Below are 12,487 nucleotides of genomic sequence, written 5' to 3' on the forward strand. Positions count from 1 at the left end.
ATGGAGCGCGGTGGCTGCGAACCAGCCTCAGCGGCCGGCTCTGATCCACGGTGGCCGCAGCCTCACGTGGGGACAGTTCGACGCTGCGGCGGCCGGTTTCGCCGCGACCCTGCGGGAGGCCGGTGTCCGCCGCGGCGATGTGGTGGCGATGTGCCTGCCGAACGTCCTGGAGTACCTGGTGCTGTTCGCGGGTGCCCTGCGATGCGGCGCGAGCCCGTGCGGCGTCAACTACCGCTACCTGCCGCATGAGCTGTCCACGCTTCTGGGCAGGCTGCACCCCGCCGTGGTCTGCCATATGGCCGGCAGCGGCGCAGAGCGGCTCGCCGTGCAGCTACCCGGGGTGCGGCTATGGCATGCCGTCGAACCGGCCGCTGCCGGACCCTTCGATCCGCTCCTCCAGTCCGGTGGGGATCGCGAGCCGATTCAGTCGCGCCCCGACGATGTCCTGCTCAAATGCACCGGCGGCACCACGGGCGCTCCGGTCGCGCTGCGATGGCGCGTCGGCGACATCCTCGAGCAACTCAACCGGCACAACCCCTGGCATCAGCACGACCTGACCACACCGGTCCTCGTCCCATCGGTCGGCGACCGGCCACGGCTGCTGGTCGCCAGTCCGCTCATGCACGGGTCCGGGCTGAACCGAGCGCTCGGCGCGCTGTGCGCCGCAGGCACCGTCATCACCCTGCCGATCTCGTCCTTTGACCCCGCCTTACTGCTCGACATCGCCGCGAAGCGGCGCGCGACCGCGCTCGCCATCGTCGGTGACGCCCACGCCACCACGCTGGCCGAGGCCCTCGACGCCGAGCCGCACCGCTGGCGCCTGCCCGCGTTATCGACCATCACATCCTCCGGGGCAGCGTGGACTCAGCCGGTCAAACAACGGCTGCTGACGCACCTCCCGCACGTACGCTTAAGTGAATCTCTCGGCGCCACCGAAGCCACGGGACTCGGCTTCAGCACCGCCACCATGGACACCGTGCCGGCCACCGGCGAGTTCATGCTCGGGCACGCAGCCCGGATCTTCACCGACGACCGCGTGCCCGCCGAGCCGGGCGAAACCGGGTCGATCGGCGTGAGCACGCCACACCCGGTGGGCCTGCACCCGGCCGGGACGCTGCCGGACGAACGTTTCGTCAGCCACGACGGCCGCCGCTACCTGATGTCCGGCGACCGCGTTCTGGCCATCGACGAGAATCGGTTCAAGCTGCTCGGCCGCTCCGACGATTGCATCAACACCGGCGGCGAGAAGGTCTTCGCCCCCGAAGTCACGGATGCTCTGCTGCGGTATCCCGGCGTCCGCGACGCCGCCGTCCTCGGCGTCCCCCATCCCCGGCTCGGCTGCACCGTGACCGCGCTCGTCCAGCTCCGGCCCGGAACCACCGTCAGCGACGTTGCAGCTCACGCCCGCCATGAATTGGCGGGTTTCAAAGTCCCGGCCATCGTGCTGGCGGTACCCGAGATCCCACGTACCCCGGCCGGCAAGCCCGACCTCACCGCAGCCCGGTCCGCGGTGCTTGAGAACCTCAGGAGGCCGGCGTGATCACCGCCACCAGGGTCGACCTCGTCGCCGTCGCCCGCAGGGAACAAGCCCTGCTCACCGCAGCCCTCGCATCGGTCTTCAGCGACCGCGACCTCGACACGCGCATCAGCCGGGCGCTGGGATATCCGGCGTGGCCGCAGCCGCTGACCCTGCTTCCGGACCTCGCACCCGAGCTGACGACCGCAGCTCCGCACCTCACCGCGTACCTCGCCTTCGCTATCACCGCGGGCCACGCCACAATCACCGAGATCACCAACCACGGCTGGCCTGACAGTCCGGCAGCAGCGGACGCCGCGTGGCTCCTGCTGCAGCACGCCGACGCCAACAACGAACAGCGACGCACCCTGCTCCCGGCGCTCACCGCCGCTGTAGAGCGCGGACACGCCGACCCCCGCCATCTCGCGCTGCTCACCGATCGTGAATGCACTGTCCGCGGCGAAGGCCAGCAGTACGGCACCCTGCGGCTCATCCGCGACGATGAACCAGCGCTGCTATTTCCGCTGGCCGGCACGAGCGCCGACGTGGACGCCGCCCGCCGAGCGATCGGCCTGCCGGACCTCGCCGACGACGCCCAGTTCGCGTTCTCGCCGTTGACCCCTTACGGCGCAGCCCGCACCTGCCCCACCAACTCCTGGCAGCCCCGGGTCCTCCACGGCCTGCAGCCCGACCGCATCGCCGTCCCCGCCGACCGCCCGGACCCGCTACCGGACAACGCAATCAGCGTCTACCTCGGGGCCACGCTGCGCCACCGAAACCAGATGCGCCGCGTCCGCGACGCACTCCCGGCCCCATTGGTGTCCACCAGCCGGTGGCTCGACATCGATCCGCTGACTCGAGCCAGCTGCCAGCTGGACGCCGGGCTCGCGCTCAACCAGCTCGCCGCTCGACTGTGCCTCGCCGACGTCGCCCGCTGCGACGTTCTCATAGCCTTCGCCGAACACCGGCGCAGCCACGGCCTCGGCGTCGAGATCGGCATTGCCCTCGCCCTCGACAAGCAGGTCATCATCATCGGCGCACCCCGCTGCTCCTTCGACATGCTGCCCGACGTCACAGTCGTCGCTGACTTCGACGACGCTGTGCGCGCAGCGGCCAGGCTCGGCTTTGCCGCAGGGCGGGGGCCGGTATGAGCCGGCCCCCGCGCGGACTTGAGGTGCTACGCCCCCTGCGGCGCGGACATCGCGAGGCCGGGAAGATCAGTCCACGCGTCCTCCACGCTCGCCTGCTGCCGGCGCTCGGACGCAGTCAGAATTCCCATCTCGGCTCGCTGCCAGGCCGGCAGATGATCCACGGCCACGCGGCGCGCCACATAGTCCATCAACGACGTCGCGATCGGCAGTTCCGGATCGTCGGTGAGACCTGCCGGCGTAAAGCGCATGTTCGTGAACTTTCCGACGAAGACCTCCGGCGGTGCTCCCGCCCGCAGCGCCAGAGAGATGGCCTGCCCCAGGGCATCCATCATGCCCGCCAAGGTCGAACCCTGCTTTGCCATGCGGATCGTCAGATCCTGCAACGAGCCGTCCGGCGCTGTCGTGGTCGTCAGATAGCCCTTCTGGTCGTCAACGCTGAACCGCGTCGTCTCTCCCCGACTGACCCGCGACGCAGCTCGATTTGCTTGCCTCGGCACCAAAGAATCGGACATTCACTCTCCCGTGTGGCGGCGGCCCAAACACAATCAGTGGGCACCATACAGCCTCACTGGGGCCACATGTTGTGGGCACGCCAGGCAATTTGTCGAGCAGCAAACGCGAGCTCTGGTCAGCTTGATCGACCCGCAGGTCACCCGCAACGCGGACTTCGGACGGCGCCGGCCGGCCGCGAGCAAGTCCCGCCCCGGGGGTCGGCAAGGCTCCTATACGGAGTCCAGGTACTTGGCCGACACCCGGTCTCGAAGCGGGCCGATACCGCGATTAACAACCCGAGTCCCTCCGGGCGCACCGTCACCCCAATGAGGGAAACGAACCCAGCCACCTCGTTCGACAGGTGCCCGCAGCGATGAAAGGCCCATCTCGATGAAGAAAATCATCCTGTTCGCCGGTGTCGATCCGCTGTCGACCGGTGAATCCGACTACGCGTGGCACCCGCTGTCGGTCCTGTCGATCGGTTCGGTCCTTCAGGATGGCGGCTTTGACGTACACATCATCGACTGCCAGGTCGACGCTGATTGGCGTCACCTGATCCGTGCTCACGCCGCCGACGCCCTGTTCATCGGCGTCACCTGCATGACCGGCCCAAGTATCGGCAACGTCCTAACGGCCATTGCGATCGCGCGCGACGCGGCCCCGCACATCCCCCTGATCTGGGGCGGCTACCACGCCACCCTGGCCCACCGCGGCATCCTGCGCGAAGGGCTCGTCGACATCGTGGTGCGCGGCCCGGGTGAACACGCCGTCCTGGCCATCGCGCAGCGTCTGGCCGGCGGCGCACCGCTGCGCCCCGAGTCCTTCGCCGACGTGCCCAACCTGGCCATGGCCGACGGCCGCACTGCCGTCACCCCGCGCGGCGGCACCGAGCCGAGGATCGTCAGGACCAGCTACGAGTTTCTCGGCGACATGAACGCCCTGCCCCCGATGAATTACCAGCTCATCGATCCGACCAGGTACTACACCGAATCCATCCGGGACCTGTCTTACATCACCAGCTATGGCTGTCCCTACGGGTGCGCCTTCTGCTCCGAACCCCAGACCAGCACCCGGAAGTGGAAACCCCTGGCGCCGGAACGGGTCGCCGCCGAGCTGGCCGCGCTGTGGCGCAGATACGCGCCAAGCCAGATCAGCCTGCTCGACCCGAATTTCTCCACCAACATCCCTCGGGTCGTTGACATCGTCACGCTGCTCGAACACCAGGATCAACGAATCGAACTACGCGCCAACATGCGCACGCGTGACGTGGTTAACCTCGCCAAGGTCATCGACCTGAAGCGACTACATAAGGTTGGATTCTCGGCCATCTTCCTGGGCTGCGAGTCCGGGTCCGACCGTATGCTCAAAGCCCTCCACAAGAGTGCAACCGTTGCCGACACCCGCAACGCCTGTCACCTGCTGGACGAGGCCGGCATCATTCAACTCAGCAGCTGGATCCACGACCTTCCTGGCGAAGAGCTCCAGGACAGCCGTCAAACGCTCGAACTTGTCACCGATCTGGCTGCCCTGGAGCACAACCGGCAGAAGCACCACTTCTTCACGCCTTTTCCCGCCACCGAGCTCTACGAGCAACTCTTCGGCAAGACCGAAGACGACAACCGCACGCAGGCCGAATGGGCCGCCAGCGACACCTACGCCAGCTCGGCTCTGTACGCCGGCCGCCCCGAATTCCGGACGAGGGTCCTCGACGATCTCACTGCCCTCAAACGGCGGTACCCGCACGTCCTTGAACGGGCGCTCCCTCGACAGTAGTGCTGCCCTGCACCACACCCGATGCGAATTTGACGAGTGAGGAGGCCGCAGTGGTGCGAACCACCCGCCTGGCGATCTACGAGATTCAGGTAGCCGAGAACGGACGGTTGGTCACTCAGTATGGCGACTTCGATGCGGCGTCCTACAGCAACATGAAATATGGCCACACCGTGCCCGCCCGCGACTACGGCTACCGGCTCGCCGGGATGCTGGCCGACGCCAACCCAACCCTGCTCGCCGACTCCTGCACGCCGGTGGTCATCTACGGACCCGCTACACGCCACACGCCCAAACCAGCCCAGGCAATCGCCTTCTACCTCACACAACTACTCAACCACTGGCGCGCAGAGCATCGCCTTCCGCCAGCCCAGTTGCACGATATGAAGCACGTCCGCCAAGGGTCGGCTGTGCCGTACGCAACTCTCAACCCCAACCAAAGGCGAGTCGCAATGGCCGCCACCATCGACTACGCCGATCCTAATATGGTCCGAGGATCGCGCGTCATCTGCGTCGACGATCTCATCGTTACCGGCGCCGTTGAAGCGAAAATGACCGAAACGCTAGAGCCCCTGCGGCCAGCAGAAATTGACTACCTCTACGCGATCCGCGTTAACCCTAGCCTTGCCGCTACGGACCCGCAGGTCGAAGACCGCATCAACGCGGCAAGTGGGCCCTGCCCCAAACTCTTGGCCGAATTCCTGGAGCGTGGCGAGTTTCTGTTGAATGACCGGGCGTTACGAATGCTGTTGACCTGGCCCACGGAATATGAGGTACGTGCGCTTCTCGACAGTCAAGATGACCTGTTCTTGGAGGTCCTTTTGAATGAGCTATCCGCAACAGGATTCCATTACTACGACTTCAGTCGTCACCTTATTAGATGTCTGTGGAAAGTCTTAGAAGAGCGACAGCACCCCTGGTGTCGCCCCGTAGCGCAATCGGGTCATCGTTGACCGCTTCAAAGCTATTAGCTTCGCTCGGGCGTTTCGCCGCACGGGTGGTCGCCTACCCGCTGAGTGGAAATTGATGTGCCCTGCTTACCGATGTCGACTCGAGGAGGGTAGTCGCTATGAGACGCTGATCCGACGAAACCACGCTCGCGCTGCGAACTCCGCGTGCAACTCGGCAACGAGCACGGTGCAGCAGGCAGGCGGAGTGGCGAACGGAGGCGCCGATGGCTGTCGAACATCAAGGCTGGACGCCCTGGGACGCCGACTGGCCAAACCTGAAGGCAGGGGCCGACTGCAAGCTGTGCTCTTTCCTCGCCACGGAAGACCCCGACTGGGGCATACGTATCTACACCGGTCAGGTCGCGACCGGCTTCTTGAGCGTTCGTGGCCAGATTCCCGGCTACTCCTGGGTCATCTGGAACAGCGGGCATGTCTGCGAGCCGACCGAACTGTCAGCGGCCGATGCACTTGCATTCTTCGCCGATATGCTCACGATCGGACGGGCAGTCGAACAAATCTTGCAACCCGCCAAGATGAATTACGAAGTCCTTGGCAACAACGTTCCTCATTTACACGCCCACGTTCTACCCCGCCCGCAAAAAGACCCCATTCCGCGCGGCGCGCTGCCGTGGACCTACCTCGACGATGGTCGGCATGACATCGGCGAGACCGAGAGATTGGCTGCCGACATCCGTCACCGACTAAAGGAAGAATTGGGCGATTCTAAGCTAAGGTGATGCCGTCATCGATGGCGTGCGCTGAGATGAATAGCTGGTGCGCATGAAACCATTCGTGTTCCTAACCACGATGGCCCACCCCGGAAGACCAGGACTTTCGAGCCCGGTGGCACCCTCACGCGCCCCATCCAGACGGCGCCGCGAGATCGAGATCACCAGTAGCAGGGCCCTGGCGTCGCTGCCTTGGAGTCCCACATACCGCAACCGATCCTGAACCACCTGGGCGCTGGGCCCCGGCCGGAGTGTTCGTCGCGTCGCTCGGTAGTGGCGTTGAAGGGTGACATGTCGGCTGCATCTTGCGGCGTGGATTCCTTTCGGGTGACAGATCTCTCGCGGAGGGCATGGAAAGGTCGTACCCCGCCGCTACGGTGCGCCGAGCCGCTTAGTTTGAGGGAGTTGCCGATGACCGATGTCGTCGCCGGACCGATCACCGCTGATCTTCGCGCCCAGTTGACCACGCGGTTGGTGGCGAAGGGGTTCGCCCAGTCACCATCGGTACGGGCAGCGTTTCGGGCCGTGCCGCGACACCTGTTCGCCCCTGCCGGCACGAGCTTGCAGGCGGCGTACGCCGATCGCGTGGTGGTCACCAAACGCGACGCGGCCAGGGCGGCGACGAGTTCGGTGTCGGCGCCGTGGTTGCAGGCTTACATGCTGGAACAGGCCCAGCTCCGGCCCGGAGCGCGAGTGCTCGAGATCGGGTCGGGCGGCTACAACGCGGCTTTGGCCGCCGAGCTGGTGGGCCCGGCCGGGCAGGTGACCACGATCGACATCGACCCGGACGTGATCAGCTCCGCGCGGGCCGTGCTCAACCGGTCCGGCTATCCGCTGGTGCACACGGCGGTGGCCGACGGCGAGCATGGCTACCCGCCCGGCGCACCTTATGACGCGATCCTGGTCACCGTGGAGGCCGCCGACGTGCCGCCCGCGTGGACGGAGCAGCTGACGCCGGGCGGCCGCCTGGTGGTGCCGTTGCGGATGCGCGCCCACACTCGCTGCCTCACCCTGGACCGTGCCGGTGACCACTTGGTGGCGCGCGCGTCGATCCAATGCGGGTTCGTGTCGATGCAAGGCCACGGTCAGGACCCGGTACGCCTGGTGCAGCTGCGCGGTGACGCCGCTGTCCTGATCCTGGACGACCCGGCAACGCAGGTCGACGCGACCGCGATCGCCATGGCGCTGGACGGGCCACGGACGGAACGCTGGTCGCCGGTCACCTTGACCGCCGGTACGTCGTTCGAGGCGCTGCACCTGTTCCTGGCCAGCCAGCCCCGCCCGTACGGGATCCTGAACGTCGACCGGGAACGCACCCTGGGCCTGCTGGATCCCCAGGACCGGTTCTTCTGCCCGACCCTGCTGGCCGGTGACAGCCTCACCTACCTGACCAGCCGGCAGCAGCACGATGGCGCTTGGCAGCTCGGCGCCCACGGCTTCGGCCCGCAGGCGCAGTCACTCGCCGACGATCTGACCGGCCTGCTCGTGACCTGGGACGAGCAGCACCGGCAGAACGGTGGCCCGCAGATCACCGTGCACCCGGCCAGTACCGAGCTCGCGGACACCGACCGGCTGCGGCTGGTGGTGCGACGCTCCCACACCCTGACCGCGATCGACTGGCCCAGCATCCGATGATCACGCAATCCCCGACGCTCGTCGTGATCCGCGGGAACTCCAGCAGCGGAAAAACGACCACAGCACGTGAAGTTCGGGCTCGGTACGGGCGCGGCTGCGCGCTGATCGAGCAGGACCATATGCGCCGGATCGTTCTGCGCGAGCACGACACGAGCAGCATCGATGTCGCTGCACCCGCGGTCATCGCCGCGACCGCCACGGCAGCGCTCGAGCACGGCTTCCACGTGATCGTCGAGGGCATGATGATCGCCGCCCGCTACCAGCAGGCACTGCTCGGCTTGATCCGCGCGCATGCCGGGCCGGCGCATGTGTTCTATCTCGATGTCAGCCTGGACGAGACAATCCGTCGGCATCAAGGCAAGGGCCTGGAACACGTCACCGCCGATCACCTGCGCGATTGGTACACCGCCCATGACGTCCTCGGCGTCTCGGGCGAGGTCGTGATCAGCGAGGACAGCAGCCAGGAACAAACCGTCGCGGCCATCCTGCACACCAGCGGCCTTTCCAAGTCGCCGCCGTTCAGTGCATGCCCGAATCGATGCGCATACTGCACAGCCAGGTCGGCGAGTGCCTCGTGATGGCCATTCATCGTGTCGCCGTCTCCGCCATCGATAAGGCCTTGAAATTCTACTGGAGGCTATTTAAACCGAGGACCTATGGCGTAAAAGCCTTGATTCTGCACCCACGAGATCCTGAATTGTTTGTATTGATCAGACAGTCCTACGGCGATCAAAACCGCTGGGGCTTGCCAGGGGGCGGCTACCGGCCCCATAAGGAATCGGCCGAAGATGCCGTGCGGCGCGAGTGCATGGAAGAGCTGGGTCTCGCATTCGGGCCCGCAGCCGACGTCCTCGAGGAACTTGTGACGACAGCCGAAGGTAAGCGTGACCACCTGACTATCTTCAGGGTCACCGCACAGTCGGATCAGCTTCGACTGAACGGGGAGGTAGCGGAAGCTGTATGGACGCCGCTTGACTATTCGAGAATTCCGCGAGGGATGCCGGTGTCCCGGTTCGCAGATTTGGCTGTTTCTGCCCATCGGCGAACGGATACATGACAGTTTCGATGTGCGATGACGTGCAGAATCAGCATCGAGGCGTTTGCCACGCGTCGAGATTCCGGCTAGGCCGTTGGCTACCGCTTGGCGGCTGCAATCATCCGGCGCATCTGCGGCCGCGTATTCGGATGCGCAACTAATCCCACCATGCTCCGGAAGTCGTACTCAGAGACGGGCCGAGCTCCATGCAGCGGAGTTTGTCGTTTGCGGGCGGGCCGATGTTGTCGTTCGTGGTCCGCGCACACGACGGCGATTGGTCGACCCCGTCCGATCGAGCTACGTACGGTTTGAGAATTCGCCGAAACCGTGATGGCCGCAGAGGGGAGGTCGTCGGCGGACCAAGAAAACTAGGCGGCCAGGGCCCAGCACGAGAGCAGGTTGCCGATATGACCGGGACCGACGCGGGTACCGCGGACTTTGTCGACGCCTCTGCTCCTGGGCTGGGCCGCGCCGATGTGATCTTTGTGTTCGGCTCAACCCTACCGGACGCCGCTACGCCAGCTGAGCAGGCACTTCGCTCGGGGCTTGCACCGCTTATTGTCCTGACCGGAGGTCCCAACCGCCGCAACCCGGTCCACGTCGAGAGCGAAGAACATGCTCGTGCGCTGTTGGCGCGGGGTATCACCTCAGATCGGATGATCATCGAGCGGGGCTCTCGCACCTCCGTGGAGAATGTCGCATTCGCTCGCCCGCTTATTGAAGAGCGCCTCGGTCGGGTTCGCACCGTTATCGCCGTGGTGAAATGGTGGCAACGCCGCCAGCTGCACCTGCTGGCTGCGGGGCTGCCGTCCGTCGAACGGATCTACGCAGCTACGTGGAACCCGCCCGCTCGGGCTGACGGGCGACCCTATAACCGGAGCACCTGGGCGTCTAGCGCCGACCGGCCGCGCATCGAGAGCGAGTACCGCTACCTGAAGAAACTGCTTAGCGGGGGCGAGCTACCTCAACTTGACCGGACGGCAGCGGGCTGGACCCGGCCGGAACAAGACTGAGTAGATGCCGCGATGCCGGCCCCCGAGGGCGGTCCGCGGCGACCGCGCTCTACGCGGTGGCGCTGATCGCTGGCAGCAGCAGACCACCAGCAGCTTGCGCCGCCGGATGCTGATGGTGCGGTCGGCCCTGGCACGGCGGGTGAGCCGGCGGCAACGACGGGCGGCCGCCGGCTCACGCCTGGCTGGACACTGCTGCGGGTGAGGACACCGACTTCCCCCTCCGTCGCCGGTGCCCGCCCCGCCCAGCGGTGCTTGCCATAAGGCAAGCTTGAGGTGACCTGCGGCAGTGTGCACGGTGATGCGTCCAAGGTCACCCAGGAAGCCGACGGCGGGGTTCAGTTCCGCCTCCTTTGTCGCGTGAGCGGCTTCGGTCCGTGATGGTTACGAAGAGCTCAGCCCGAATGACTTCGCCGCCGTTGTGCGGGTGTTCCCCAGGCGCGGGTCGTGCGGCAACCAGGAGTGGAGATGGTGGTGGAGTCGATGAAGCCGACGGCGGCCATGTCGACGATCATGCGTCGGGTTCGGGGCTCTGGCGCATATTGCTTGAAGGATCTCCAGCTGGCCTGACCCTGTCGACGGGCCGCGGAGCGCACGTAGGTCAGCCGCCAGCCGCAGGAAGACGGCGCGTCTGTTTGGCCGCCATCGCTATATGAGGGGACGGCAGACGGTCACCGCTAGGTTCATACGCGAACGCTCGACGGCAGGAGGCGCTCATGACCATAGACGACGACGTAGACGACGGCATGACCCGGCTTTGGCTGTGGGCCGACCTCGCGCCACGTGCGCGATACCGGTTTGCTGTCGTCGGCCCATACCCTTCGTGGCAGGACGCGCGAGACGCCGTGGATCGCGCCCCGAAGGTCCTCGACCTCGATCGGAAGATCCACTCCGCATGGCGTGTCGACGAAACCGAACCGAGCGCAGACTGCGAGGTCCACCGCATCGACGAAGGCGACGACACGGACGATTGGTTCGGCTGATCCTAGGTCCGAGCGGAGCGAGCATCGTCATCACACAATTCGCGCCAGAACCCAATTCTCACGAGCGAAGTCATCACGGAGTTCCTGGCGCCGCCGGCATCGCGTGGCAGTCGGCTGGCATGGACGTCATGCTGCGGGGTCGACCTCGTGCAGTTGGCGAATATCGACGCCGCTGCGGCGTAGCAGGGCGGTTGCCTCGTTGATGCTGAGCCCTTCGACGACGTTGCCGGTGTGGATCACGCGTAGCGTTTCGGTGCCGTCGCGGTCGATGACCTCGATCCGCCACGTTTCGTCCTCGGTGGCCATCGCCCCCTTCACCGTCGCCTGCGCCGGTGGCGGCGGGGGCAGCGTGAAGTCGTGTTGGGCTTCGGCGGGGCTGCGGTCGGCGCGGAGCCCTCGCCAGGACGAGTGCCGGAGCCGGCCGTCCGGGGTCCAGTTCCGGAAAGCGACCTCGCCGATCAGGACCGGTTCGACCCAGCGGGCGTGCCGGGCATGCTCGCGCGGGACCTCCGCTGCCGGACGGACTCGGCTGAGCGAGGTGAGCTGGCGGTGCAGCTGGCTGAGCATGCTGTCGGTGAAGCCGGTCCCGACCCCGCCGGCGTATCGCAGCGCACCGCTCTGGTCGTGGACACCGAGCAGGAGCGATCCGATGGTGCCGGCCCGGCGGCCCTCACCGGGTTTCCAGCCGATGACCACTACCTCCTGGGTGCGGAGGAGTGGCACTTTGGTCCACGTCTCGGCCGACCGTTTCCCGGCCCGGTAGGGGGCGGTGACGCGTTTCGCGACCACGCCCTCGAGGCCGGCGAGCTCGGCCGCTTGCAGGACGGCTGCGCCGCCCGTGCCGGTGAACGACGGCGCCGTCCGGACGGCTGTGCCGGCCAGTTCGAGGCTGGTGAGCAGCTCCCGCCGAACCTGGTAGGGCTGGGCCAGCAGTGACGTGCCGTCGATCCAGAGGACGTCGAAGACGTAGTAGACGACCGGGACTGTCTGCAGCAAGGTGGCTGCGGGGTGCGCGACGTGCATCCGGGCGGCGAGTTTCGCGAACGACGGCCTGTCACCGGGCTCGAGCGCGACGATCTCACCGTCGAGGACCGCCTGCCGGCCACCAAGCAGCGCACTGAGCTCAGCCAGCTCCGGGTAGGTGGTGGTGACATCGCGGTCGTTGCGCGACAGCACCCGGACCTGACCGTCGCCGACGTAGCTGATCCCGCGCCAT

Annotated in this window: 12 protein-coding genes; 10 read left to right on the forward strand and 2 right to left on the reverse strand. The window is 66.3% G+C overall.

What is annotated here, in order from left to right; genetic code table 11:
- Nucleotides 1–10: 10 nt before the first annotated feature.
- Both IT780_RS34010 and IT780_RS34015 read left to right on the forward strand, forming a co-directional pair.
- On the forward strand, nt 11–1,540 hold the full coding sequence (locus IT780_RS34010; protein ID WP_199515937.1) for an AMP-binding protein: 1,530 nt from the start codon (nt 11–13) through the stop codon (nt 1,538–1,540).
- Nucleotides 1,537–2,667 carry a DUF6624 domain-containing protein gene (locus IT780_RS34015; protein WP_199515938.1) on the forward strand — a complete coding sequence of 377 codons (1,131 nt, stop codon included), beginning with the start codon at nt 1,537–1,539 and terminating at the stop codon, nt 2,665–2,667. The genes IT780_RS34010 and IT780_RS34015 overlap by 4 nt, the downstream gene beginning before the upstream one ends.
- 26 nt (nt 2,668–2,693) lie before the next feature.
- On the opposite strand, the gene IT780_RS34020 is transcribed toward IT780_RS34015, so the two are convergent.
- A complete protein-coding gene (locus tag IT780_RS34020) occupies nt 2,694–3,179 on the reverse strand; it encodes a TSCPD domain-containing protein (protein ID WP_199515939.1) in 486 nt (161 codons plus the stop codon).
- Nucleotides 3,180–3,549: 370 nt separating this feature from the next.
- On the opposite strand from IT780_RS34020, the gene IT780_RS34025 reads away from it, so the two are divergent.
- The 8 genes from IT780_RS34025 (at nt 3,550) to IT780_RS34060 (ending at nt 11,271) form a co-directional block, all read left to right on the forward strand.
- A complete protein-coding gene (locus IT780_RS34025) occupies nt 3,550–4,932 on the forward strand; it encodes a B12-binding domain-containing radical SAM protein (RefSeq protein ID WP_199515940.1) in 1,383 nt (460 codons plus the stop codon).
- A gap of 50 nt (nt 4,933–4,982) precedes the next feature.
- A complete protein-coding gene (locus tag IT780_RS34030) occupies nt 4,983–5,882 on the forward strand; it encodes a phosphoribosyltransferase family protein (protein WP_199515941.1) in 900 nt (299 codons plus the stop codon).
- A gap of 221 nt (nt 5,883–6,103) precedes the next feature.
- Nucleotides 6,104–6,616, forward strand: a complete 513-nt coding sequence (locus IT780_RS34035; RefSeq protein WP_199515942.1) for an HIT family protein — start codon at nt 6,104–6,106, stop codon at nt 6,614–6,616.
- Nucleotides 6,617–7,018: 402 nt separating this feature from the next.
- Nucleotides 7,019–8,242 carry a methyltransferase, FxLD system gene (fxlM, locus tag IT780_RS34040; protein ID WP_199515943.1) on the forward strand — a complete coding sequence of 408 codons (1,224 nt, stop codon included), beginning with the start codon at nt 7,019–7,021 and terminating at the stop codon, nt 8,240–8,242.
- A complete protein-coding gene (locus tag IT780_RS34045) occupies nt 8,239–8,820 on the forward strand; it encodes an AAA family ATPase (RefSeq protein WP_199515944.1) in 582 nt (193 codons plus the stop codon). The genes fxlM and IT780_RS34045 overlap by 4 nt, the downstream gene beginning before the upstream one ends.
- A complete protein-coding gene (locus IT780_RS34050; protein ID WP_199516025.1) occupies nt 8,820–9,299 on the forward strand; it encodes an NUDIX hydrolase in 480 nt (159 codons plus the stop codon). Before IT780_RS34045 ends, IT780_RS34050 begins: the two co-directional genes overlap by 1 nt.
- A 386-nt stretch (nt 9,300–9,685) precedes the next feature.
- Nucleotides 9,686–10,291, forward strand: coding sequence for a YdcF family protein (locus IT780_RS34055; protein ID WP_199515945.1), 606 nt, complete (start codon nt 9,686–9,688; stop codon nt 10,289–10,291).
- A 713-nt stretch (nt 10,292–11,004) separates the two neighbouring features.
- Complete coding sequence (locus IT780_RS34060) at nt 11,005–11,271, forward strand: hypothetical protein (protein WP_199515946.1); 267 nt, start codon at nt 11,005–11,007, stop codon at nt 11,269–11,271.
- A 126-nt stretch (nt 11,272–11,397) separates the two neighbouring features.
- Here IT780_RS34060 and ligD read toward each other — a convergent pair whose 3' ends face one another.
- On the reverse strand, nt 11,398–12,477 hold the full coding sequence (gene ligD / locus IT780_RS34065) for a non-homologous end-joining DNA ligase (protein WP_199516026.1): 1,080 nt from the start codon (nt 12,475–12,477) through the stop codon (nt 11,398–11,400).
- Nucleotides 12,478–12,487 lie beyond the last annotated feature (10 nt).

It is taken from the genome of Nucisporomicrobium flavum (assembly GCF_016464385.1).
In the GTDB taxonomy this organism is placed as follows: domain Bacteria; phylum Actinomycetota; class Actinomycetes; order Mycobacteriales; family Micromonosporaceae; genus Actinoplanes; species Actinoplanes flavus_A.

Coding starts and splice junctions, on each gene's coding strand:
- fxlM (WP_199515943.1), top strand. CDS start 7,019: ATGACCGATGTCGTCGCCGGACCGATCACCGCTGATCTTCGCGCCCAG.
- IT780_RS34035 (WP_199515942.1), top strand. CDS start 6,104: ATGGCTGTCGAACATCAAGGCTGGACGCCCTGGGACGCCGACTGGCCA.
- IT780_RS34045 (WP_199515944.1), top strand. CDS start 8,239: ATGATCACGCAATCCCCGACGCTCGTCGTGATCCGCGGGAACTCCAGC.
- IT780_RS34050 (WP_199516025.1), top strand. CDS start 8,820: ATGGCCATTCATCGTGTCGCCGTCTCCGCCATCGATAAGGCCTTGAAA.
- IT780_RS34060 (WP_199515946.1), top strand. CDS start 11,005: ATGACCATAGACGACGACGTAGACGACGGCATGACCCGGCTTTGGCTG.
- IT780_RS34025 (WP_199515940.1), top strand. CDS start 3,550: ATGAAGAAAATCATCCTGTTCGCCGGTGTCGATCCGCTGTCGACCGGT.
- IT780_RS34020 (WP_199515939.1), bottom strand. CDS start 3,179: ATGTCCGATTCTTTGGTGCCGAGGCAAGCAAATCGAGCTGCGTCGCGG.
- IT780_RS34055 (WP_199515945.1), top strand. CDS start 9,686: ATGACCGGGACCGACGCGGGTACCGCGGACTTTGTCGACGCCTCTGCT.